This window comes from Streptococcus sp. F2 (genome assembly GCF_056500955.1).
On record NZ_JBWKAI010000006.1, the window covers coordinates 25,887 to 49,779 of the forward strand.

General features: G+C 40.1%; 22 protein-coding genes and 1 other annotated feature. Of the genes, 18 read left to right on the forward strand and 4 right to left on the reverse strand.

Going from position 1 to position 23,893, the window contains the following annotated elements; translation table 11 throughout:
• Nucleotides 1–3: 3 nt before the first annotated feature.
• The gene (locus ACYTR8_RS03280) at nt 4–2,103 is read right to left on the reverse strand and encodes an AAA family ATPase (protein WP_479641665.1); all 2,100 of its coding nucleotides are present in this window, start codon (nt 2,101–2,103) and stop codon (nt 4–6) included.
• Between the two features lie 601 nt (nt 2,104–2,704).
• Nucleotides 2,705–2,839: a sequence feature (ribosomal protein L10 leader region), on the forward strand.
• Between the two features lie 28 nt (nt 2,840–2,867).
• Between ACYTR8_RS03280 and rplJ the strand changes: the two genes are divergently transcribed.
• The 3 genes from rplJ (at nt 2,868) to pbp3 (ending at nt 5,265) form a co-directional block, all read left to right on the forward strand.
• Nucleotides 2,868–3,368 (forward strand): 50S ribosomal protein L10, encoded by a 501-nt coding sequence (gene rplJ / locus ACYTR8_RS03285; RefSeq protein ID WP_479641666.1) that lies wholly within the window; start codon nt 2,868–2,870, stop codon nt 3,366–3,368.
• A 64-nt stretch (nt 3,369–3,432) separates the two neighbouring features.
• Nucleotides 3,433–3,798: a 50S ribosomal protein L7/L12 gene (gene rplL, locus ACYTR8_RS03290; RefSeq protein WP_003043797.1), complete on the forward strand. Its 366-nt coding sequence runs from the start codon at nt 3,433–3,435 to the stop codon at nt 3,796–3,798.
• 237 nt (nt 3,799–4,035) lie between these two features.
• Nucleotides 4,036–5,265 (forward strand): D-alanyl-D-alanine carboxypeptidase PBP3, encoded by a 1,230-nt coding sequence (pbp3, locus tag ACYTR8_RS03295; RefSeq protein WP_479641667.1) that lies wholly within the window; start codon nt 4,036–4,038, stop codon nt 5,263–5,265.
• A gap of 96 nt (nt 5,266–5,361) precedes the next feature.
• On the opposite strand, the gene ACYTR8_RS03300 is transcribed toward pbp3, so the two are convergent.
• Nucleotides 5,362–6,324, reverse strand: a complete 963-nt coding sequence (locus ACYTR8_RS03300; RefSeq protein WP_479641668.1) for a polysaccharide deacetylase family protein — start codon at nt 6,322–6,324, stop codon at nt 5,362–5,364.
• Between the two features lie 183 nt (nt 6,325–6,507).
• On the opposite strand from ACYTR8_RS03300, the gene ACYTR8_RS03305 reads away from it, so the two are divergent.
• The 12 genes from ACYTR8_RS03305 to ACYTR8_RS03360 all read left to right on the forward strand — a co-directional run bounded on the left by ACYTR8_RS03305 (nt 6,508) and on the right by ACYTR8_RS03360 (nt 17,171).
• Nucleotides 6,508–7,794, forward strand: coding sequence for a homoserine dehydrogenase (locus ACYTR8_RS03305; protein WP_479641669.1), 1,287 nt, complete (start codon nt 6,508–6,510; stop codon nt 7,792–7,794).
• 1 nt (nt 7,795) lies between these two features.
• Entirely contained in the window at nt 7,796–8,656 is an 861-nt protein-coding gene (thrB, locus tag ACYTR8_RS03310) for a homoserine kinase (RefSeq protein WP_111716220.1), read from the forward strand.
• A gap of 113 nt (nt 8,657–8,769) precedes the next feature.
• A complete protein-coding gene (locus ACYTR8_RS03315; protein WP_269760098.1) occupies nt 8,770–10,038 on the forward strand; it encodes a bifunctional folylpolyglutamate synthase/dihydrofolate synthase in 1,269 nt (422 codons plus the stop codon).
• Nucleotides 10,039–10,077: 39 nt separating this feature from the next.
• Nucleotides 10,078–10,641, forward strand: a complete 564-nt coding sequence (gene folE, locus ACYTR8_RS03320; protein WP_164714908.1) for a GTP cyclohydrolase I FolE — start codon at nt 10,078–10,080, stop codon at nt 10,639–10,641.
• Nucleotides 10,642–10,650: 9 nt separating this feature from the next.
• Nucleotides 10,651–11,451, forward strand: coding sequence for a dihydropteroate synthase (gene folP / locus ACYTR8_RS03325; RefSeq protein WP_269760097.1), 801 nt, complete (start codon nt 10,651–10,653; stop codon nt 11,449–11,451).
• Nucleotides 11,452–11,458: 7 nt separating this feature from the next.
• Complete coding sequence (folB, locus tag ACYTR8_RS03330) at nt 11,459–11,818, forward strand: dihydroneopterin aldolase (RefSeq protein WP_111716229.1); 360 nt, start codon at nt 11,459–11,461, stop codon at nt 11,816–11,818.
• A complete protein-coding gene (gene folK / locus ACYTR8_RS03335; protein WP_479640176.1) occupies nt 11,815–12,315 on the forward strand; it encodes a 2-amino-4-hydroxy-6-hydroxymethyldihydropteridine diphosphokinase in 501 nt (166 codons plus the stop codon). Before folB ends, folK begins: the two co-directional genes overlap by 4 nt.
• Before the next feature lie 148 nt (nt 12,316–12,463).
• A complete protein-coding gene (gene murB / locus ACYTR8_RS03340) occupies nt 12,464–13,351 on the forward strand; it encodes a UDP-N-acetylmuramate dehydrogenase (RefSeq protein ID WP_269760095.1) in 888 nt (295 codons plus the stop codon).
• Nucleotides 13,352–13,399: 48 nt separating this feature from the next.
• Nucleotides 13,400–14,554 (forward strand): ABC transporter ATP-binding protein, encoded by a 1,155-nt coding sequence (locus ACYTR8_RS03345; RefSeq protein ID WP_111716236.1) that lies wholly within the window; start codon nt 13,400–13,402, stop codon nt 14,552–14,554.
• Nucleotides 14,538–15,332 carry an ABC transporter permease gene (locus ACYTR8_RS03350; RefSeq protein ID WP_003048634.1) on the forward strand — a complete coding sequence of 265 codons (795 nt, stop codon included), beginning with the start codon at nt 14,538–14,540 and terminating at the stop codon, nt 15,330–15,332. Before ACYTR8_RS03345 ends, ACYTR8_RS03350 begins: the two co-directional genes overlap by 17 nt.
• Entirely contained in the window at nt 15,329–16,105 is a 777-nt protein-coding gene (locus ACYTR8_RS03355) for an ABC transporter permease (protein ID WP_269760094.1), read from the forward strand. Before ACYTR8_RS03350 ends, ACYTR8_RS03355 begins: the two co-directional genes overlap by 4 nt.
• The gene (locus ACYTR8_RS03360; protein ID WP_479641670.1) at nt 16,098–17,171 is read left to right on the forward strand and encodes an ABC transporter substrate-binding protein; all 1,074 of its coding nucleotides are present in this window, start codon (nt 16,098–16,100) and stop codon (nt 17,169–17,171) included. The genes ACYTR8_RS03355 and ACYTR8_RS03360 overlap by 8 nt, the downstream gene beginning before the upstream one ends.
• A 95-nt stretch (nt 17,172–17,266) precedes the next feature.
• Here ACYTR8_RS03360 and ACYTR8_RS03365 read toward each other — a convergent pair whose 3' ends face one another.
• Together ACYTR8_RS03365 and ACYTR8_RS03370 are read right to left on the reverse strand one after the other, a co-directional pair.
• On the reverse strand, nt 17,267–17,944 hold the full coding sequence (locus tag ACYTR8_RS03365; RefSeq protein WP_479641671.1) for a response regulator: 678 nt from the start codon (nt 17,942–17,944) through the stop codon (nt 17,267–17,269).
• Nucleotide 17,945: 1 nt separating this feature from the next.
• On the reverse strand, nt 17,946–19,466 hold the full coding sequence (locus ACYTR8_RS03370) for a Spo0B domain-containing protein (RefSeq protein WP_269760092.1): 1,521 nt from the start codon (nt 19,464–19,466) through the stop codon (nt 17,946–17,948).
• Nucleotides 19,467–19,626: 160 nt separating this feature from the next.
• On the opposite strand from ACYTR8_RS03370, the gene ACYTR8_RS03375 reads away from it, so the two are divergent.
• The 3 genes from ACYTR8_RS03375 (at nt 19,627) to ACYTR8_RS03385 (ending at nt 23,856) form a co-directional block, all read left to right on the forward strand.
• Nucleotides 19,627–20,958 (forward strand): 2-hydroxycarboxylate transporter family protein, encoded by a 1,332-nt coding sequence (locus ACYTR8_RS03375; protein WP_269760091.1) that lies wholly within the window; start codon nt 19,627–19,629, stop codon nt 20,956–20,958.
• A 31-nt stretch (nt 20,959–20,989) separates the two neighbouring features.
• Nucleotides 20,990–22,156, forward strand: coding sequence for an NAD(P)-dependent malic enzyme (locus ACYTR8_RS03380; protein ID WP_269760090.1), 1,167 nt, complete (start codon nt 20,990–20,992; stop codon nt 22,154–22,156).
• Nucleotides 22,157–22,323: 167 nt separating this feature from the next.
• Nucleotides 22,324–23,856, forward strand: coding sequence for a ClC family H(+)/Cl(-) exchange transporter (locus ACYTR8_RS03385; protein WP_111716252.1), 1,533 nt, complete (start codon nt 22,324–22,326; stop codon nt 23,854–23,856).
• Nucleotides 23,857–23,893 lie beyond the last annotated feature (37 nt).

Below are 23,893 nucleotides of genomic sequence, written 5' to 3' on the forward strand. Positions count from 1 at the left end.
TGATTAGTTTTTGTCGTGAATGACTAACTGTCCTTGTTCCAGACTAGCTTGTAGGTTTTTGACCTCTGGGTGATCGAGGTAAAAGTCTGTAATGCGGTCTCGGATTTCTTGCTCGATGACACGGCGTAATGGTCGAACTCCCATTGCGTGGTCATAACCTAATTCAATCAAGTGAGCTTTAGCATCATCAGAGATAGCTAAGCTGACCCCTTTTTTAGCTATAGTTTGATTAACTTCCGCTAACATTAAATCAACAATTTCTTCTAAGTCTTCTTTTTGCAGATGATTGAATTCGATAACCCCATTGAAACGATTGAGAAACTCTGGTCTAAAGTAAGGCGCAATACGGTCCATAATAGTGGGTTGATCAGTATTTTCATCTTCTTGATGCCCAAATCCAGCATTAGAAGTAGCAATGATAACAGTGTTTTTAAAGTTGATGGTATTTCCCTGACCATCTGTTAATCGGCCATCATCCAGTACTTGGAGAAGAAGGGTAATGACTTGCGGATCGGCTTTTTCAATCTCATCCAATAGAACAATCGCATACGGGTTGCGACGAACTCGTTCCGTTAACGTATTGTTATTATCATCATAACCGACATAACCGGCAGTTGTCCCGATTAACTTGGACACAGCGGTACGATCACTGTATTCGGACATGTCAAGTCGAATAATAGCCTCTTTGGAACCAAAGAGGTCCAGTGCTAGCTGTTTGGCTAACTCTGTCTTACCCACACCTGTTGGTCCAACAAAGAGGAAGGAACCGATAGGACGATTGCCATCATCAAAACCAGCTCGATTACGGCGAATAGCACGAGCCACAGCTTCAACAGCTCCATCTTGACCAATCACGTGTCCTTTTAAGCGGTTGCTAATTTCTTTGAGTCTTTCCAAATCACTAGCTCCCATATTGGACACTGGGACACCAGTCAGGCGCTCTACAGATTCTGCAATGTCATTGACAGTAGCAGTAACCTTTTGGTCTTCGCTATGGTTGTCCATTTGTTTTTGCAATTCTTCAATTCGAGTTTTAGCGGTTAAAGCTCTCTCAAAATCTTCCTTAGCCACAGCCTCTTCTTGGATATTCTTTTGAGTGGTCATTTCAGCTTCTAGAGATTTGAGGTCAGTCACAGGATGCTGAGCAGCTAAATGCGCAGCAGTCATATCTACTAAGTCAATCGCTTTATCTGGTAAACTACGTTGAGGAATGTACTGAATAGAATAGTCAATCGCAGCTTTAAGAACAGCATCCGGAAGGATAACATTATGGTGTTGTTCGTAAAGATTTCGGATTCCCATTAAAATATGGAAGGTGTCCTCAGCAGACGGTGCATTTACCTTAACCTCATTAAAACGACGAGCAAGCGCAGCATTTTTTAAAATGGTATTGCGATATTCATCTTGAGTTGTGGCGCCAATCAGTGTCAATTCACCACGGGAAAGAGCAGGTTTTAGCATATCAGCTAATCCTTTAGACCCAGAGTCACCACCAGTGGAACCTGCACCAAGAATTTGATGAATTTCATCAAAGAAAAGAATAATATTCCCAGCTTCTTTAACCTCTTGAATCATGTTTTGGATATTTTCTTCAAAGGAGCCACGGTACTGAGTGCCTGCTTCAAGGCCAGAAATATCAATGGAAATGATTTCTTTATTTTTGATAGCAGCAGGGACGTCACCATTCACAATAGCTTGAGCTAGCCCTTCAACCACAGCTGTTTTACCAACACCGGCATCTCCGACTAAAACAGGATTATTCTTTGTTCGGCGAGCTAAAATTTCCGCAGTGTCTTGAATTTCGTGATTGCGACCAATAACAGGATCAAGTTTTCCTTGTCTTGCTTCTTCCGTTAAGTTGGTGCCAAGTTTAGCTAAAATCCCATCCTTTTTGGTCTGATGACCTTGGGCTGTAGGTTGTTCAGTACCTTTATCGCTTAGACGTCCAGTTTGACGATATGCCTGGAATTCTTCAGGCGTCATTTCGCGTCCGTTCACTAAATAGCGTCGATTTTCACTGCGATAGCCACCCATATTGCCCATTAGTTGATTAAAGATATCATCCATGTTTCCAAAAGGATCTTTGTCATAATAATTTGTCATATTAGTTACCTCGAAATAAAAATAATGTACTATCATAAGATAGAGTAGGAAGGTTACCATTCTTAGATCTATACACACTTTAGTAGATTAGATAGGTCACAGCTAAGAAGTGGAGTTTACGGTTTGCTAACCACCTTATGATATTATTTTACTCCTTTGGTCAGTTAAGGTCAAACAAAAAGATTTAAAACTGAGACTTCTCCTAATTCTTCAAAAGAATAATAAAAACAGGGATGATAGTAGGTAAAATAATATAGAAAAACATTGATTCTATAGAGTTTTTAACATAGAATAAAATTGGTTAGGGATTGTTTAAAGTTGAAGTCCTGCTAAAACAAATAGCGCGACGACGAAACCTTGTGATAGCACTTATTCAGTTTTAGAGCTATGTTGTTTTGAATGGTCCCAAACCTAAAAAGGGTGTTCGCCTTTTTTAGGTTGCAACAGAATAGGCACCGATGAACGGTTCTCTTTTAGTATACTATTGACTATCTGAAGCTACTTAGTTACCTTATGTTGAAAGATTTTTTATGAGAGCTATTAACGAAAAAAAATTAGATTTTTCTATTGACAATTAAACATCAAAACGGTATACTAATTAAGGTTTGATAAAAACTGACCTAAGACAGCAGGGGAGCGTGCTCATAATATTCCTGCCGAGGCACAAAACGTAATTAGAAAAATAACGTATTTGTACTTTCGTGTCTAGGTTTAGGTGCGATTTTTTTGTACCTAGCCCAAAAATAAAAACGGAGGTAAAACTAATGAGTGAAGCAATTATTGCTAAAAAAGCTGAACAAATCGAACTTATTGCTGAGAAAATGAAAGCAGCAGCAAGTATCGTTGTTGTTGATTCACGTGGTCTTACAGTTGATCAAGATACTGTTCTTCGTCGTTCACTTCGTGAAAGTGGCGTTGAGTTTAAAGTTATCAAAAACTCAATTTTGACTCGTGCAGCTGAAAAAGCAGGTCTTGATGAGTTGAAAGACGTATTCGTAGGACCATCTGCAGTAGCATTTTCTAACGAAGATGTTATCGCACCAGCTAAAGTCATCAATGACTTTGCAAAAACTGCTGACGCACTTGAAATCAAAGGTGGTGCAATCGAAGGCGCTGTTTCTTCAAAAGAAGAAATCCAAGCACTTGCAACATTGCCAAACCGCGAAGGAATGCTTTCTATGCTTCTTTCTGTACTTCAAGCTCCAGTCCGCAACGTTGCATACGCTGTCAAAGCTGTTGCAGAAAACAAAGAAGGCGCTGCTTAAGTCGTCTCAAAGTAGCTTAAGCCTACACTTAACATTTTAAATTAATTATTTGGAGGAAATAACAATGGCATTGAACATTGAAAACATTATTGCTGAAATTAAAGAAGCTTCAATCCTTGAGCTTAACGATCTTGTGAAAGCTATCGAAGAAGAATTTGGTGTAACTGCAGCTGCTCCTGTAGCTGTAGCTGCTGCTGGTGGTGCTGAAGAAGCTGCTAAAGATTCATTCGACGTTGAATTGACATCTGCTGGCGACAAAAAAGTTGGCGTTATCAAAGCTGTTCGTGAAATCACAGGTCTTGGTCTTAAAGAAGCTAAAGGTCTTGTTGATGGAGCACCTGCTAACGTTAAAGAAGGCGTTGCTGCTGCAGAAGCTGAAGAAATCAAAGCTAAACTTGAAGAAGCTGGAGCAACAATCACTCTTAAATAATAGAGTCCTTGCTTTAGTAGCTTGAATAAGCTGATTAGCCCGCTATTTTAAAAATAGCGGGTTTTTTGAATATCATTTTTGATAGGTTTTAATAAGCCATTATTATCGATTGTTATGATAAGGCTAGTCAATAATGTTAAGCTTTAAGTGTAATTGAGATTGTTTTGATAAGTGGTATTTCAGTTATAGTCAATTTTTCTGAGAATTTTTGCTATAATAGTAACTATGAAAGATATAATGATAAAAAGGTGGGCTATCCTTTTTTTTGTGGTACTATCTTGTTCGGGGCTCGGTAAAACAGTTCTCGCAGCTGATTTTCAAGTGGGGGCAGAACATGCGATTGTCGTAGAAGCAGACTCTGGGAAAGTTCTGTATGAGAAAGACGCTAAGACGCCAGATGCCATTGCCTCTTTGACCAAATTGGTGACGGCCTATCTGGTTTTGGATAAGGTTAACTCAGGTCAACTACAATTATCAGATCAAGTTAACCTCTCAGATTATGCGTTTGAATTAACCACAGATAGTTCTCTAAGCAATGTACCCTTTGACCAAAAAACTTATTCGGTGCAGGATTTATTAGAGGCAACTTTGGTGGCAAGTTCAAATAGCGCAGCCATTGCGTTAGCAGAAAAAGTGGCAGGGTCAGAGCCTAACTTTGTAGCGCAAATGAGGGCACAGCTATCTCGTTGGGGCATTACTTCTGGTAAAATTCTTAATGCTTCAGGACTGCCAAATGAGGTGTTAAAGGACCATCGTTATCCTGGTTCTGCGTTGGAAGAAGAGAATATGTTGAGTGCTCAGGATGTTGCCATTGTGACGATGCATTTACTGGAAGATTTTCCTGAGATTTTAGAGATCACTAAACAAACAGAAGTTGATTTTGTTGGTAATTCTATTAAAAGTTTTAATCAACTCTTGCCAGGTATGGCTAAGGGGAGAGCAGGAGTTGATGGGTTAAAGACAGGAACCACAGATTTGGCAGGTCATTGCCTTGTGGTAACTTCTATTGAAAATGGTATGAGGCTGATTACCGTTATTCTAAATGCTGATGGATCTGATAAAAACCAAAACACACGGTTTGAGCAGGCGAATCATCTGTTAGACTATGTGGCTAAACGGTATCATTGTCGCAAGATTTTGAAAAAGGGAAGTCTGATGACAGAACGTCCTTTTTCAGTGGTAAATGGCACAGCACAAACCTTATCTACTTATGCAGCCAAAGATGTCACCTTGGTGTTAGGAACTGATGAGCTGGCTCCTAGACCGGAACAGTTTGTGGTGTCAACCGACTCTTTGTTAGCGCCTATTGCTAAAGGTGAGGTGGTTGCTTATTTGACTTCTCCCAGAATTGCAGGCGAGAGGTATTTGAAAAAACCTGAGCGTATTCCTCTCAAAGCCAGCCAATCTCTTAAAAAGGCTTCTGACTTACAACTGTGGTGGCGAGGTCTTCTGGAGAAACTGAAGTAAGGTTAGAGATAGCATTCTTTTATGATCAACACAAAAAGACAGTGAGAAAATTTTCTTCTTACTGTCTTTTTTAATTTACTATGACTTAATTCACTCTTATTGTTCCATAGCTGCTAAAAGTGTTTCAGGACTTGTCGTTGGTAAAATGCGAATGCGATTGAGGGAAAGCAGACCATCGGCTGCGCTAGCAACACCTTCATTAGTTGTTACCCCCAGTTTGTAGTTGAGACTAGCTGCAATTTGTATGGTAGTATCGCTGTATCGGCCTGCTGGATAAGCGATGGCAATGGTTTCTTGACCTAATTCTTTATCAAGGTAATCCTTAGAGTCCTTCATTTCACTTGTCTGAATGTCTGGACTGGATTGCTCTAAATCTGGATGGTTAACGGTGTGGTCCTGGAAGGACATACCGGATTGTTTCATTTCTTTCATTTGATCAAGGGTTAAATTAGCAACACTTCCAATTTCAGTTAATCCCGTAATGACATTGTTTGTTGCTTTAACACCATATTTTTTAAGGATTGGATAGGCAACTCTATAAAAATCAATCATACTATCATCAAACGTTAACCAAACGACTTTTTCAGCAGGTAATTCATTACTTGAAAGCGCACGGTAGGCTTCTTCCGGGCTTAAAAAGTAGTAGCCAGCTTCTTTCATTGTTTTGATCTGCTGTTCAAAAAGATCAGGAGCAACAATTAGGTTGGCATTTGCAGCCTCCTCAGGTGCCATGACATGGACGGCGTGATACATTAAAATAGGTACTTTAACAGGTGAGGTTTGCTTCGTCCAAGTGTTCTGTGGTTGATTAGTTTTTGGTGATGTTGAGGTTGTAGTCTTGGTTTTTTTAGCTTTTTGACTGGTTTTGATAGTTGCTTCTTTGTGTTGGAAGAAACTGACTTTTGGAAGAACTTGAGATATCTGTGATAGGTTTAATTTGGAGTGATCCTGGTATAAATAGAAAATTAAGGCTAACCCAAGCGTGCAAGCTAATAATAATAGGGTATTGATCATCGTAAAGGCTTTGCGTCGTTGGCGCCGTTTATGTCTATTCTTCATCTGATGCTCCTTTTGATTTGGTTAATCCTATTGTAACATTTTTTAGCAGTAGCAAGTCTTTTAGAAAGAAATTTTCTTGTACTTGCTATTAATATATTTTGTAAAACTAAGGCTAAATTTGGTATAATTGAGGAGATTGATGGCCAGTTAGACCATTATTAGGACAAGACTGAGGTAAGTGAAATGGCGGTAAGAATAGCTTTATTAGGATTTGGTACTGTTGCGACAGGACTTCCTTTTTTATTGGAAGAAAATAGAGTAAAGTTACAAGCACTGGTAGGAGATGAATTCGTCATTGAAAAGGTGTTGGTCAGAGATGAGGCCACAACAAAACGGTTGCGTCAGCAAGGTTATTCGTATAACTTTGTTACCTCTTTTGAGGATATTATGACAGATGATACCATTGCTATTGTGGTTGAATTGATGGGACGTGTCGAACCTGCTAAAACCTATATTACACGTGCCCTATTGGCAGGGAAACATGTGGTTACTGCCAATAAGGATTTACTAGCCTTACATGGGACAGAACTTGCTACTTTGGCCAAACAACAGGGGGTGGGTTTCTACTACGAGGCTGCTGTGGCTGGAGGTATCCCAATACTAAGAACGTTAGCCAACGCCTTTGCCGCAGATAAGGTAACCGCTCTTTATGGTATTTTAAATGGCACCACGAATTTTATGTTAACCAAGATGGTTACTGAGGGATGGACCTACGAGACTGCTCTGGCAGAAGCGCAAACATTAGGTTATGCAGAGAGTGATCCGACAAACGATGTAGAAGGCATTGACGCAGCCTATAAACTTGCCATTTTGTGTCAATTTGCTTTTGGAATGTCCATGCCATTTGAGAAGATTGAGCACCAAGGCATTACACATATTACCCCAGAAGATGTGGCAGCAGCAGATCAATTGGGCTATGTCATTAAGTTAATTGGTTCTATCCGTGATTGTTCCGAAGGTCTTCAGGCACAAGTGGCTCCGACCCTTGTGCCTAAGTCCCATCAGTTGGCAGGTGTTATAAATGCTATGAATGCTGTGTATGTGGAATCTGTTGGAATCGGACAATCCCTGTTTTATGGTCCAGGAGCTGGGCAAAAACCAACAGCAACATCTGTTCTTGCAGACCTTGTTGAAATCGGAAAATGCTTAACCCATCAGTTATCCATAACCCCTTTTAATCGTTTTGAGAGAGTTGGTCAGCTTGCACCAGCAGAAGATTGCTTGGCTTACTATTACCTTTCTATAACGTGTCCGAAGGAGATGGGTCTGATGGAAGAAGAGCAGACTAGAGATGAAAAAATACCGTTGATTCAAAAAATGCTTGATGTTCCCATTAACGATCAACAAAAACATCTAGTGATTGTGACCAATAACATCAGTCAAGCTACCTTTGAGGCTTTTAAACATCGCCTAGCCACTAAACCAGGTGTCACTATTTTAAATAGTTTTAACGTATTAGGAGAAGACTAGTATGAAAATAAGAGTTCCAGCTACTTCAGCCAATTTGGGACCAGGGTTTGACTCTGTTGGGATCGCTGTATCCAAATATCTAGAAATTGAGATTTTAGAAGCTACAGATAAATGGGTGATTGAGCATGATTTGGAAGGTGTGCCTTGCGATGACCAAAATCTATTGCTGCAAACAGCCTTGAAACTGGCTCCTAATGTGCCACCTCACCGTATTAAAATGACGTCAGATATTCCTTTGGCGCGTGGGCTAGGTTCGTCATCGTCAGTCATTGTTGCTGGGATTGAATTGGCGAATCAACTAGGACAATTGACCTTATCTGATGAACGTAAGCTAGCGATTGCCACAGAGATTGAAGGGCACCCAGATAATGTCGCACCAGCTATTTTTGGTCAAATGGTTATTGCGTCACAGCTTGGAAAAGAAGTGAATTATATTGTCACTCCTTTTCCAGACTTGGCTTTGGTTTGTTTTGTTCCTGACTATGAACTAAAGACAGCTGAGTCGAGAGACGTTTTACCAAAACAAATGTCATATAAGCAAGCGGTAGCAGCCTCATCTGTAGCAAATCTGGCCATCGCTGCCTTATTAACTGGGAATATGCAAAAAGCTGGTAAGGCTATTGAAAATGACCAATTTCATGAAATTTACCGTCAAAAGTTAGTGAAAGAATTTCAGCCTATTAAACAAGCAGCCGCAGCTAGCGGAGCTTATGCCACTTACTTATCTGGAGCTGGTCCAACGGTGATGGTTCTATGTTCTCTTGATAAGCGAGCAAACGTGTATGAAGCAATTGCACAACTTGGGTTGTCAGGGAAACTTGAGATGTTGACGGTTGATCAGCAAGGTTTATGCCTTCTCTAAATCAAGGCTAATCCCTATAGTGGAGAGGTGGCAAGATTAGTTGCAATTGTCATTATCCGCTGTTACTTTACTTGTCATGTGGTATACTAGAAATAGATGTTGTGAGGTACAAGATGACTTATCAAGAAACACTAGACTGGATTCATAGACGGCTGACCTTTGGAATTAAACCAGGTTTAGAACGCATTCTCTGGGTACTTAATCAGCTAGGAAACCCGCAAGAGCGGATTAAAGGGATCCATGTGGTAGGAACAAACGGAAAAGGCTCTACGGTCAATAACTTACAGCATATCTTTACGGCTGCAGGCTATGAGGTCGGTACTTTTACCTCACCCTATATTATGGACTTTAAAGAGCGAATCAGTATCAATGGTAATATGATTTCAGAGGCTGATTTAGTTGCTGCTGCTAATCGTGTGCGTCCTTTAACAGAGCGTTTAGTTCAAGAGACTGATTTTGGAGAGGTCACTGAATTTGAAGTGATTACTTTAATCATGTTCCTCTATTTTGGAGACATGCATCCTGTTGACCTTGCTGTTATTGAAGCAGGATTGGGAGGGGTGTATGATTCAACCAATGTTTTTCAAGCGATGGTAGTCGTTTGCCCATCTATTGGTTTAGATCATCAGGCTATCTTGGGAACGAGCTATGCTGAGATCGCTGCGCAAAAAGCAGGGGTCTTAGAGGGAGGCGAAGCCCTTGTTTTTGCCGTTGAAGATCACGCAGCACGATCAGTTTTCTTGGAAAAAGCAGAGCAGGTTGGAGCTTCTATTTGGGAGTGGCAGAAACAATTTCAATTGCACGCAACACCGACAGGCTATGTTTTTACAAGCCCGTTGAAGACGATTTCAACGATTCACATTGCTATGCCAGGAGAACATCAAGTATCTAATGCTGCTTTGGCGATTATGACGAGTTTAATCTTGCAAGACCGTTATCCTAAGCTAACTCCAGATCACATAAAGGAAGGTCTGGAATCCAGTTATTGGTTGGGCCGTACCGAATTATTAGCGCCAAATCTGATGATTGATGGGGCACATAATAATGAAAGTGTAGCTGCTTTAGTAGCTCTCTTGAAAAGTAAGTACAAAGGTAAAAAGATTCATATTCTATTTGGTGCGATTGATACCAAACCCATTGCGGATATGTTAGCTAGGTTGGAAAAAATGGGCGATTTGTGGGTGACTAGTTTCCATCATTCGAATGCCTATCCGTTAGATAAATACCCTGATCGATTCAGGAGAATAGCCGATTTTAGAGACTTTTTGGATTTGCGTCACCAAGCAACAACAGACGACTTTTTCCTCGTTACGGGTTCCCTTTACTTTATTTCCGAAGTAAGGCAGTATTGGAAAAATCAGTCCGATGCCAACTCCATTTGAGAATCAACAATTAGAGATCATGTAAAAAGGGGAAGACTATTGTCTATTAATAAAGAAAAAGCAGAAGCAGCCATCTACCAATTTCTTGAAGCAATTGGGGAAAATCCAAATCGAGAAGGGCTTCTTGATACACCTAAACGAGTTGCAAAGATGTATGCTGAAATGTTTGCAGGTCTTAACAAAGACCCTAAAGAGGAATTTACGGCCGTTTTTACAGAACACCATGAGGATGTGGTTATCGTCAAAGACATTAGTTTTTATTCCATGTGTGAACATCATCTGGTGCCCTTTTATGGCAAAGCTCATATTGCCTACTTACCAAGTGATGGTCGTGTCACTGGCCTAAGTAAATTAGCGAGAGCGGTTGAGGTCGCAAGTAAACGTCCTCAGTTACAAGAGCGCTTAACCGCTCAAATTGCAGACGCTTTGGTTGAGGCACTTCATCCAACAGGCGTTTTGGTTCTCGTTGAAGCAGAGCACATGTGCATGACGATGCGAGGTATCAAAAAGCCAGGAAGTAAGACCATCACGACTACGGCAAGAGGCCTGTACAAGGAAGATCGTTCTGAAAGACAAGAAGTTATGGCATTAATGACAAAATAGGAGGGGACTATGAAGATTGGCAAATTTGTGATTGACGGCAACGCTGCTATTATGGGAATTTTAAATGTGACTCCCGATTCCTTTTCCGATGGTGGTTCATACACGACAGTACAAAAAGCCTTACAACAGGTAGGCCAGCTAATTGCTGATGGGGCCAAAATTATTGATGTTGGCGGTGAATCCACTCGACCAGGTTACCAATTTGTGAGCGCTGCTGATGAAATTGAGCGTGTCGTTCCCGTGATTAAAGCCATTAAAGCAAAATATGAAGTGTTAATCAGTATTGATACCTACAAAACAGAAACCGCAAGAGCAGCTTTAGAAGCTGGTGCTGACATTTTAAATGATGTCTGGGCAGGTTTATACGATGGGGAAATGCTTGCTCTAGCAGCGGAGTATGATGTGCCTATTATCTTGATGCATAACCAAAAAGAAGAAGTCTATCAAGATGTAACACAAGATGTTTGTGATTTTTTGAGTGCTAGAGCTCAGGCAGCCATAGATGCTGGAGTACCAAAAGACAATATTTGGATTGATCCAGGATTTGGATTTGCCAAATCTGTTCAACACAATATGGAGTTATTAAAAGGATTGGATCGTGTCTGTCAGTTGGGTTATCCTGTCTTGTTTGGCATTTCGAGAAAGCGTGTTGTAGATGCCTTGTTAGGCGGCAACACCAAAGCTAAAGAGCGAGACGGAGCGACAGCAGCCTTATCTGCTTATGCTCTTGGAAAAGGCTGTCAGCTGGTACGCGTACACGATGTCAAGGCTAATCAAGAAATTGTGGCTGTTTTGAGTCAGTTGATGTGAGGGATGTATGGATAAAATAATATTAGAAGGCTGCCGATTTTACGGCTATCATGGAGCCTTTCAAGAAGAACAAACCCTTGGACAGATTTTCTTGGTTGATTTAGAGCTAGCAGTAGATTTACAAGCAGCCTCTTTGTCAGATGAATTGGCTGATACTGTTCATTATGGTATGGTTTTTGAGAGTGTTCGCCAGTTGGTGGAAGGGGAAACATTTACCTTGATTGAGCGTTTAGCAGGTGCGATTTGTGAAAAACTTTTTGACGAATTTTCACGGATTGAAGCCATTAAAGTAGCTATCAAAAAAGAAAACCCACCGATCGCAGGACATTACAAGGCAGTTGGTATTGAATTGGAGAGGCAGCGATGACCATTGTTTATTTAAGTTTAGGGACCAATATGGGAGACCGGGAAGAGTACTTGAGTCAAGCTGTCCAGTCCCTTGCTAAGATTCCTAAAACCCATTTACTAGCCCAATCGTCTATTTATGAAACGGCTGCTTGGGGTAAGACAGATCAAGCTGACTTCCTTAATATGGCCTGTCAATTAGATACACAATTAACCGCGGCTGATTTCTTAAAAGAAACACAAGCTATTGAGCAATCTCTTGGTCGTGTGAGACATGAAAAATGGGGACCAAGAACCATTGACATTGATATCTTGCTATTTGGAGAAGAGGTTTATGACACAAAGGAATTGAAAGTGCCACACCCATATATGACTGAGCGTGCTTTTGTTTTGCTTCCTTTATTAGAATTAAACGCTGAGTTGAAGCTGCCCGTCCGTCAAGTCCCTTTATCGGTTGATTTGGCGGCTTTAGACACCTCAGACATCACGCTTTTTTCAGCTCGACAGACAGAGTCTTAGCCCTGTTTTAGAGATGATGATTGCAATAAGCCAATTCATAAACTTTTGTTAAAATCATCGTTATTTTTTCTAAAATTTGATATAATAGTATCGGCTTTATGCCGATTTTTTTACTCGTATAAGAAGTGATAGAAGAAAGAAGATAACTATGATAACTGAACTTCATGGGATTGATATTCGTGAGAACGAAGCCCTAAAGAACTATACCTATACTAAGGTAGGTGGCCCAGCTGATTTCTTAGCCTTTCCTAGAAATCACTACGAGCTTTCACGCATTGTGACCTATGCCAATAAAGCGAACATCCCTTGGATGGTTTTGGGAAATGCTAGCAATCTGATTGTCCGCGATGGAGGTATTCGTGGCTTTGTCATCATGTTTGACAAATTAAACGCAGTCCGCATCAATGGATACACGTTGGAAGCAGAAGCAGGAGCGAACCTGATTGAAACAACTAAAATTGCAAAATTCCATAGTTTAACAGGATTCGAATTTGCATGTGGCATTCCTGGAAGTATTGGGGGTGCTGTTTTTATGAATGCGGGTGCCTATGGCGGGGAGATAGCGCATATCTTCTTGTCAGCTAAAGTGCTTACTCCAAGTGGAGAAGTAAAAACCCTCTCAGCTCGAGAAATGGCCTTTGGCTACCGTCACTCAGTCATTCAAGAAACTGGTGATATTGTTATTTCTACTAAGTTCGCCCTTAATCCAGGGAATTACGATCACATTAGTCAAGAGATGAATCGTTTGAATCATCTGCGCCAGCTCAAACAACCGTTGGAATTTCCATCTTGTGGCTCGGTCTTTAAGCGTCCTCCAGGACACTTTGCAGGTCAACTAATCATGGAAGCAAATCTTAAAGGTCATCGTGTTGGAGGTGTGGAAGTTTCTGAAAAACATGCCGGTTTTATGATCAATGTGGCAGATGGCACAGCTAAAGATTATGAAGATTTGATTGCCCATGTTATTGAGGCAGTTGAAAACCATTCTGGCGTTAGGCTTGAGCCAGAAGTGCGTATTATTGGAGAAAGCCTATAACACTCGTTAATCATCATTAAAGAAAGTACCGTGGAGGATTTATGACAATTGACTAAGCCAATTATCACATTTAACAATGTTTCAAAAACATTTGAGGACAGTGGAACACAGGTCCTAAAGAATATTAATTTTGACCTTGAAGAAGGAAAGTTTTACACCTTATTAGGTGCCTCAGGCTCTGGAAAATCAACCATTTTGAATATTATGGCTGGTCTTTTGGATGCTACCAGTGGGGATATTTACTTGGATGGCGAACGTATTAATGATTTACCGATTAATAAACGTGATATTCATACTGTTTTCCAGAATTATGCCCTTTTCCCTCATATGACTGTTTTTGAGAACGTTGCTTTTGCTTTGAAGCTGAAAAAAGTGGACAAGAAAGAGATTGCTAAGCGCGTGAAAGAAACCTTGAAAATGGTTCAGTTGGAAGGTTACGAAAATCGTTCCATTCAAAAATTATCCGGTGGTCAACGTCAACGTGTGGCTATTGCGCGTGCGATTATCAATCAACCTCGTGTGGTCTTGCTTGACGAGCCGCTTTCAGCTCTTGATTTAAAACTCAGAACGGAAATGCAGTATGAATTGCGTGAATTGCAACAGCGTCTAGGCATTACCTTTGTCTTTGTTACTCACGATCAAGAAGAAGCCTTGGCCATGAGTGATTGGATTTTTGTGATGAATGAAGGGGAAATTGTTCAGTCAGGGACGCCAGTAGATATTTATGATGAACCCATCAATCATTTTGTTGCCAATTTTATCGGGGAGTCTAATATTATCAATGGTACCATGATCGAAGACTACCTCGTTTCTTTTAATGGTAAAACGTTTGAATCGGTCGATGGCGGTATGCGTCCCAACGAAGCTGTTGAAGTGGTTATCCGTCCTGAAGATCTTCAAATCACTTTGCCGGAAGAAGGGAAATTACAAGTTAAGGTTGATACCCAATTATTCCGGGGAGTTCACTACGAAATTATCGCCTATGATGACTTGGGTAATGAGTGGATGATTCATTCTACCCGCAAAGCTATCGAGGGAGAAGTTATCGGATTAGACTTTACCCCTGAAGATATTCATATCATGCGTCTTAATGAGACAGAGGAAGAATTCGATGCGCGTATTGAAGAATATGTGGAAATGGACGAACCAGAAGATGGATTGATTAATGCCATTGAGGAGGAGCGTAATGAAGAAAACCTCTAGCCTTTTTTCGATTCCTTACTTCTTATGGATTCTCTTCTTTGTTGTGGCTCCGGTTACTCTCTTATTTTATAAGTCCTTTTTTGACATTGAAGGGCATGTGACTTTAGCCAATTACGAAACGTTTTTTAGCTCTTGGACCTATTTGAGAATGAGTGTGAATTCCATTTTATACGCTGGTATTATCACACTTGTCACGCTCTTAATTTCATATCCTACGGCACTCTTTTTAACGCGCCTAAAGCACAAGCAGTTGTGGCTTATGCTCATTATCTTGCCAACCTGGGTAAATTTATTGCTAAAGGCCTACGCCTTTATGGGGATTTTTGGTCAACAAGGGGGAATTAATAGCTTTTTAACCTTTATGGGAATTGGGCCACAGCAAATCCTGTTTACGGATTTCTCCTTTATTTTTGTAGCCTCTTACATTGAACTCCCTTTTATGATTTTACCGATTTTTAATGCTTTGGATGATATTGACCATAATGTCATCAATGCCAGTCGTGACCTAGGAGCCAATGAGTTTCAAGCTTTTTCAAAGGTTATCTTCCCTCTTTCCTTGAATGGGGTTAGAGCAGGTGTCCAGTCAGTTTTTATCCCAAGTTTGAGTCTCTTTATGTTAACCCGTTTGATTGGTGGAAACCGTGTGATTACGCTTGGAACAGCGATCGAACAACATTTTTTGACAACCCAAAACTGGGGAATGGGATCAACCATAGGTGTGGTGTTAATCTTGACCATGGTTGCTATTATGTGGCTAACAAAGGAGAAAAGTAAATGAAAAAATTTGCCAATCTTTATTTAGCAAGTGTCTTTATTTTGCTCTATGTTCCCATTTTTTATTTGATTTTCTATTCTTTCAACAAGGGTGGGGACATGAATGGTTTTACAGGAGTGACATTTGAGCATTACCAAACCATGTTTGAAGATAGTCGCCTGATGGGGATTCTATTACAAACCTTTGTTCTTGCTTTTAGCAGTGCCTTACTGGCAACGATTATTGGGACCTTTGGAGCTATTTTTATTCATCACATCAAACGTAAATACCAAAATGCGATATTATCTGCCAACAATGTTTTGATGGTGTCACCGGATGTTATGATTGGTGCTTCCTTTTTGATTCTTTTCACCTCCTTGAAATTGCAATTGGGAATGTCGTCTGTTCTATTGAGTCATATCGCTTTCTCTATTCCTATTGTGGTTTTAATGGTGTTACCGCGTTTGAAAGAGATGAATCAAGACATGGTCAACGCAGCCTATGATTTGGGAGCCAATTATTTCCAAATGCTCAGAGAAGTTATGCTCCCCTATTTGACACCTGGTATTATTGCAGGTTATTTTATGGCCTTTACCTATTCTTTGGATGATTTTGCAGTGACCTTCTTTTTAACTGGAAATGGTTTTACCACTCTATCGGTTGAGATTTATTCACGGGCTCGTCAGGGAATTTCCTTGGATATCAATGCTTTGTCAACCATCGTTTTCTTTTTCTCCATCCTCTTAGTGATCGGTTATTATTATATTTCACAAGACAAGGAGGAAAAGCATGCGTAAACTTTCTTCTTTTTTGGCAGGAGTTTTGGGCGTTATTGTTATTTTAACAAGTCTTTCCTTTATCTTGCAGAAAAACTCTGGCTCTGGTAGTCAATCAGACAAATTAGTAATTTATAACTGGGGAGATTACATTGACCCAGCTCTGCTAAAGAAATTTACTAAAGAGACAGGTATTGAAGTACAATATGAGACTTTCGATTCCAATGAAGCCATGTACACCAAAATTAAACAAGGTGGAACCACTTATGACATTGCTGTTCCTAGTGACTACACCATTGACAAGATGATCAAGGAAGATCTTCTGATCAAACTGGATAAATCAAAATTGGTTGGCATGGAGCATATTGGTAAAGAATTTTTAGGAAAAAGCTTTGATCCTCATAATGATTATTCCTTACCTTATTTTTGGGGAACAGTAGGGATTGTCTATAATGATCAGCTAGTGGATAAAGCGCCTATGCACTGGGAAGATCTGTGGCGTCCCGAATATAAAAATAGCATCATGCTTATTGATGGAGCGCGCGAAATATTGGGCGTTGGATTGACCACCTTTGGTTACAGTGTTAACTCAAAAAATCGAGAGCACTTAGAAGCTGCAGAACGTAAACTTCAACAGCTAACGCCAAATGTCAAAGCTATTGTGGCTGACGAAATGAAAGGATACATGATTCAAGGCGATGCTGCGATTGGCATAACCTTTTCCGGAGAGGCTAGTGAAATGTTAGACAGCAATGAACACCTTCACTATATTGTTCCTTCGGAAGGGTCCAATCTCTGGTTCGATAATTTGGTGCTTCCAAAAACCATGAAACATGAAAAAGAAGCTTATGCCTTTTTGAATTTTATCAATCGTCCTGAAAATGCAGCGCAAAATGCTGAATATATTGGTTATGCGACACCAAACAAAAAAGCTAAGGCTTTGCTTCCAGAGGAGATTAAAAACGATCCTGCCTTTTACCCAACTGACGATATCGTCAAAAAATTGGAAGTCTATGATAATTTAGGCTCAAGATGGTTAGGTATCTATAACGACCTTTATCTCCAATTCAAAATGTATCGCAAATAAAAACAAAAGACTGATGTCACCTATATGCCAAGAGTTGAGACAATAAGAGCTAACTCTTGAAATGAAGTGGCTAGTCAGTCTTTTTTGCTTGCTGATTAATGTGATGAAGGCCAGTAAACCCGATAAGGACGGCCAATTTTAGTGAAAATTTGTTGGCTGTCTATCTGATTATTTTCTTCTAAATAAGCAATGTATTTTCGGACAGAAACATGAGATAAATGACAAGATGTGGCCAGTTCTTGAATGGTAAAGGGTTTTTCAAAGGTCCGGATATTCTCCATAATCCATCGAAAGGTTGATTCAGAGAGGCCTTTTTCTAATAGTTGCGTGTTTTTAGTGTCTTTTTTGTTGGTCAAACATTTCAGTTGATCAATTTGAGCTTGCTCCAATTTCTGGTTAGCCAATTGTTCTCTATGGGCAACAAATTGTCGAATGCTTTCTTCAAATCGCTCGAAGGTAAAGGGCTTGATAAGGTAATCAATAATACCCAAATGAAACCCATCTCGGATACTATTACCATCGTTTGCAGCAGAGATAATAATGACTTCGCAAGGATGATGCTGGGCACGTAAGGTTTCTAAAAAAGAAATACCATTGCCATCTATAATGTGAATGTCCAGTAAAATTAGGTCAATAGCGTAGGTAATAAGTATATTTTGGGCAGATGCCATGGAATTGCTAGACATAATAGAGTCAAAAAGAGCCGTTTTTTCAAGGTAATTGCGATGGATAAAATCCACCATGGGATCATCTTCAATAATTAAAACATTCATCCTAGCCTCCTAAATAGGGTACTGTCACCGAAAACCGTAACTCTGTTGCAGTTTGATGCTGCTGAAATTGAGAGTTTGTATCTGTTAAAAGTTGTTGAAAATAGGGAAGTTCAAAAATAGGTTGAACCCGATCGAGATCGATCCAATCATCTGTTAAGGTATAGTAACTGCTTAATTGATTCTGCTCATATCGGATACTCAATACAAGCGACTTGGGCCTCAGGATGGTTAAGAGATTAGTGTGGATAAAGCGGTAAATCATCAAACAATGATTGAGTTGTTTTTTGCTAGCAGAATGAGGAATCTCGCTTAAAACATCCATTTTGAGATGCACATTTAATTCTTGGTATTTATCCTGTTCGCCAATGAGAAAACTAGCTAGCAGTGGCTCTTTAACCAGAACCGATAGACTTGTAATAATTTCATTTTCAGGTTCTAAAATGCTGTCTAGGTAAATTTTCAACTGGTCATAGTAAGCAATGTCAACTAAGCCATAAATAACATGCAATTGATTCATGAATTTATGAGTTTGGGCTTGAAGAGCAGAAGCGTAGGCAGTAGTGTAAGCTAATTGATCCAAAGTATAAATGGCCTTAACTGCTTCTCGCATGAAAATAATATGGCCTCGGTGATCGTTTTTGACAGCAATTGGAGAGATAGCGAGGAGGTAATCTTCTTCGTCATACCGAAACAGTTGTTCGTGCCCTTCCTGGATTTGAAGATTTGAAAAGGAAGGAAAAAGATATTTAAAAGGTTTTCCAATTGGCTTTTCTAACTGGCATTTTCGAGCGATTAACTCTTGTCCAGCCTGATTGCATAATTGTAAAATACCAGTTTTATCTACCACAAATACGGCGGCTTCGATTTGATCCAACATGGCATTACGCTCTTCAAAGAGTTGGTAAATTTCACTTGGTTCTAACTGATGCAGTTGACGCTTGAGTCGAAAAGAAATAAAACTGGTGACCAGTAAACTAATGAGAAGACAAAGTAGTAAGGATAAGGTGTAGTTGCGTTTTGATGTTAAAGCCACATCATTTAGGGTGGTCAGTTTAATGCCAACAGCAATAGCACCAATCTGTTTGTTGCCGTCAAAAACCGGAACAAGGTAACGGAGGGACTTTCCTAAAGTGCCTTTTGCGGTAGAGATAACCTTTTTTCCTGATAGAACTGCCTCCTCATCACCTCCTTGAAAAGGTTTTCCGATATTTTTCGGGTTAGGATGGGTGAGTCGGATACCTTTCATATTCATAACCACTACGTAATCCAAATGATAAATAGAGGCGATGGAATTAGTATAGGCAGTCGTTTTAGTATTGGGTTTGTCGCTTAGGAGCAATTCTTTGATGTCCTTATGGTTGGCTAACATTTTTCCAGTTGACGTTAGTAAGTGAGTTTCTTGATTTTTGATGGATTGGTGTGTGTCGTGCAGCATAATCCCATAAAAAAGGGATGTCGTGACAACAATCATAGATACCAAAATCAACGATAGGCTGGCCCATAAACTTAGTGGTTTTTTCATAAGGTCTCCTTCTTATTGAGTATAACACGATAAGAAATGACTCGCTAGCTTAAATTAATTAAATAACTTGAAAAAATTAAAGTAGTTAAACAACTTAAATAAACTGTTTTTTTGGAACTTTCTCTTTTATACTAACCTTATCGCTAAAGGAGGTTGTTTCATGGAAACAATAAGCAAGAAAATGCCTCGGCAAGACTTGTCTGAGCATTCAAAAGCATGGCAAAACAGGCGTATAGGCTCTGTTCCTTTACCTGTTTATCTGGTTTTAGCTACCTTAATTTTGATCACAGGCTGGCTCCAACAATTGCCTGTTAATATGCTGGGGGGCTTTGCTGTTATTTTAACTCTTGGTTGGCTACTAGGAACCATTGGGGCTACCATTCCAGGTCTCAAACATTTTGGTGGTCCAGCTATTTTATCGCTCTTAGTCCCTTCGATTTTGGTTTTTTTTAATCTCCTCAATCCCAATGTATTAGAAGCGACTAATGTATTGATGAAGCAAGCGAATTTTCTTTATTTTTATATTGCCTGCCTGGTCTGTGGTAGTATTTTAGGCATGAATCGTAAAATCTTGATTCAAGGACTCTTTCGGATGATTATTCCGATGTTACTTGGAATGGTTTGTGCTATGGGAGTAGGGACTTTGGTTGGCGTCATTTTAGGATTAGACTGGCAACATACCCTCTTTTATATTGTGACGCCAGTCCTTGCTGGAGGAATTGGTGAAGGTATTTTACCCTTATCCCTTGGTTACAGTGCCATTACAGGAGTCGGAAGTGAGCAATTAGTGGCTCAACTGATTCCAGCCACCATTATTGGGAATTTCTTTGCTATCTTATGCACGGCCTTGCTCAACCGTTTTGGAGAGAAGCACCCAAGTTATTCTGGTCAAGGGCAATTAGTTAAAATAGGTCATAGCGAAGATATGTCTGATGCCCTAAAAGACAATTCTGGAGCCTTAGATGTTAAATTAATGGGGGCAGGCGTTTTAACAGCTTGTTCACTTTTTATTGCCGGTGGCTTGTTACAGCATTTAACAGGTTTTCCAGGACCGGTGTTAATGATTATCTTGGCGGCCTTCTTGAAATACCTGAATGTTATCCCCCAAGAAACACAAAATGGTGCCAAACAACTTTATAAATTTATTTCCAGCAACTTTACTTTTCCACTAATGGCAGGGCTTGGACTACTTTATATCCCATTAAAAGATGTTGTGGCCACCCTTAGCTGGCAATATTTTATTGTGGTGATTAGTGTGGTGTTAACGGTTGTCAGTGTCGGTTTCTTTGTCTCTCGTTTCCTTAACATGAACCCGGTGGAAGCAGCAATTATTTCAGCTTGTCAAAGTGGTATGGGTGGAACCGGTGATGTGGCTATTTTGAGTACTGCAGACCGCATGAATCTAATGCCGTTTGCCCAAGTCGCTACCCGTTTAGGTGGGGCTATTACCGTTATCACTATGACAGCTATTTTAAGAATTATTTTTAGTTAATCCAAACCAATAAAAAAGAGAGGTATTCCCTATGGAAAATCAATTAGATCAACTTGCCCTTGAACAAGCCAAAACGTTCGGAGGTAAATTGGAAGTTCAACCAAAAGTTGACATTAAAAATAAACATGATTTGAGCATTGCCTATACACCAGGTGTAGCTAGTGTGTCATCTGCCATCGCAAAAGATAAAACATTAGCATATGACTTAACCACCAAGAAAAATACAGTAGCCGTTATCAGTGATGGTACTGCGGTTCTTGGTCTGGGGGATATTGGCCCTGAAGCAGCCATGCCAGTTATGGAAGGAAAAGCAGCACTCTTTAAAGCATTTGCAGGTGTGGACGCTATTCCAATTGTATTAGATACCAAAGATACCGAAAAAATTATTAGTATTGTCAAGGCGCTTGCACCAACCTTTGGTGGCATTAACTTGGAAGATATTAGTGCGCCCCGCTGTTTTGAAATTGAGCAACGCTTAATTAAGGAATGTCATATTCCTGTCTTTCACGATGATCAGCACGGAACAGCTATTGTGGTGTTGGCAGCTGTCTTCAATAGTTTGAAACTCCTTCAAAAATCCCTTGATGAAGTATCCATCGTGGTGAACGGTGGTGGATCTGCTGGATTATCCATTACCCGTAAATTATTAGCAGCAGGTGCGACAAAAGTGACGGTAGTGGATAAATTTGGCATTATCAATGAACAAGAGGCAGATCAGTTAGCACCACATCATTTGGATATAGCGAAAGTCACTAATCGTGAGTTTAAATCAGGTACCTTAGAAGATGCTCTTGAAGGAGCAGATATCTTTATTGGTGTATCAGCACCAGGAGTCTTAAAAGCAGAGTGGATCAGTAAAATGGCAGAGCGCCCAGTAATTTTTGCCATGGCCAACCCTGTTCCAGAGATTTACCCTGATGAAGCCCTTGAAGCGGGGGCTTACATTGTAGGTACTGGCCGCAGTGATTTTCCTAACCAAATTAATAATGTCCTTGCCTTCCCAGGGATTTTTAGGGGGGCACTAGATGCACGGGCAAAAACCATTACTGTTGAGATGCAAATTGCTGCCGCAAAAGGTATTGCTAGTCTTGTCCCAGATGACGCTTTGAGCACCACTAATATTATTCCAGACGCCTTCCAAGAAGGAGTCGCTGATATTGTTGCTAAAAGTGTCAGTTCTGCAGTGACCGAGGCCTGACGGTAATTTCCCCTAAATCTTTTAAGAAAAAACATGCTGGCTAGTAGGCTAGTGTGTTTTTTGCTATTCTCCATTCAGTCTGAGAACCAGCTCTTAAAAAGCACTGGTAACTTAAGCCTGTCTTTGATACAATGGTACTAGTGCATTCAAAAGAAAGAGAGGAAAAGATGGAAAATCACAAAAATGAATTTACCTTTTCAAACAAGTCCATTATTGCCTATGTTTGGCGTGGGATTATTGTTGGCATTGTAGCTGGAGTTGTGGTTAGTCTATTTCGATTGGTTATTGAAAAGATGGCTGAAGCGGTTATTGAATCCTATCATGCCGCTCATGAGAATCCCCTTTTATTAGTTCCTATCGTTGGTATCAGCTTATTAGCTGTTATTTTTGTCGGCTTTTTGGTTAAGTCTGATCCTGATATTAAAGGGTCTGGAATTCCTCATGTCGAAGGAGAGCTTAAAGGTCTTTTGTTACCAAATTGGTGGAGTATCCTCTGGAAAAAATTTCTAGGAGGAACATTAGCCATTTCTATGGGCTTTATGCTTGGTCGTGAAGGTCCCTCTATTCAACTTGGTGCCATGTCAGCAAAGGGATTTGCTAAACTCATCAAATCCAGCCGTTTGGAAAAACGAGTTCTGATTGCCAGCGGAGCAGCAGCAGGTCTATCAGCGGCTTTCAATGCCCCGATTGCAGGACTTTTATTTGTTGTTGAGGAGATTTACCATCATTTTTCTCGCCTAATCTGGATTACAGCATTAGTTGCAAGCTTGGTCGCTAACTTTATTTCCTTAAATATTTTTGGTCTCAAACCAGTTCTTGGTATGCCGAAAGCCATGCCTTTTTTAGGGCTTAACCAATATTGGTTATTGCTATTGTTAGGGCTCTTTCTTGGTGGCTTAGGTTATCTCTACGAAGTAGTCATTCTTGATTTTCACAAACTCTACGGTGTTTTAGGGAGATGGCTGCATTTGCCAGCTCATTTTTATGGGATTATTCTGGTGGTTATGATATTACCGATTGGTTATTACTTGCCACAATTATTAGGTGGGGGGCATGGTTTAATTCTTGCCTTATCCCATCAGCAACTCCCCTTAATCACCATTCTCCTTTATTTCCTTATTCGCTTTATTGTTAGCATGTTTAGCTATGGCAGCGGTCTACCTGGTGGTATTTTCTTACCGATTCTAACGCTCGGTGCTCTGGCAGGGTTGTTATTTGGGCAAACAGCTCTACAATTAGGATTACTCAATCAGCGCTTTCTACCTCTTTTCTTGGTTTTAGGCATGGCAGGCTATTTTGCGGCTATCTCCAAGGCCCCCCTAACGGGGATGATTTTGGTGACTGAAATGGTTGGAGATTTGAAGCCATTGATGGCTATAGCGGTAGTGACTTTTGTGTCCTATTTGGTAATGGACTTATTAAATGGTCAACCTATTTATGAAGCAATGCTTGATAAAATGGCCATTAAACATCCTACTGACTTAGTAGAGCCAACTCTGATTGAATTAACGGTCGGAGACAAGATTGCAGGAAAGTATGTCAGAGACTTGAAACTACCTGACAATGTCTTAATCACAACACAAATTCACAATAAAAAATCACAAGTGGTTTCAGGTAGCACGCGCCTCTTATCCGGTGCCACCATTTTCTTAGTTGTTAATGAAGCTGACACAGGATTTGTGAGAGAAGTATTGATGTAGATACATTAAAAAAACCGAGTATTCTTTTAGAAAGTAC